The 405-nt window shown below is 39.9% G+C and carries 1 protein-coding gene; it reads left to right on the top strand.

Translation table 11 applies throughout. The features are described 5' to 3' along the window. Positions 1 to 93 precede the first annotated feature (93 nt). Complete coding sequence (locus tag ACQ4LH_RS21885) at positions 94 to 318, top strand: hypothetical protein (protein WP_430699015.1); 225 nt, start codon at positions 94 to 96, stop codon at positions 316 to 318. Positions 319 to 405 lie beyond the last annotated feature (87 nt).

Raw genomic sequence — 405 nt, 5'->3', positions numbered from 1 at the left:
TACTAAGCGAGCGCATCCAGCGTCGTAGTTTCGCTATCGGCGGGGGGGGGGAGGGGGCGTCTCTTATACACATCTCCCAGGCCACGAGAAGAAATGAGCGGTATCGGATGTCGTCTTTTGCTTGGAAAAAAAAAAAAAAAAAAAAAAGAAAAAAAAAAAAAAAAAAAAAAAGAGGAGAGTAGAAGGAAGAGAAAGAAGAGAAAAAGAGAAAGGAGACAGAAAGGTAAGAAGGAAAAAAAAGAGGAGAAAGAAAGAAAAAAAAAAAAGAAAAAAAMAAAAAAAAAAAAAGAGAGGAGAGACGTCGGCAGAGTCAGATGAGTATAAGAGAAAGGGGAGAACGAGGAAAAACAGGCGGCATTGAAGAAGGAAAGATAGAGAAGCGGATGGAAGGGAAGAAAGATAGAG

The organism is Pseudomonas peli, from assembly GCF_050563605.1.
Lineage (GTDB): Bacteria > Pseudomonadota > Gammaproteobacteria > Pseudomonadales > Pseudomonadaceae > Aquipseudomonas > Aquipseudomonas peli_A.
Note: the sequence above shows the minus strand (reverse complement) of the source record. Positions and strands in the feature narration are given on the sequence as shown.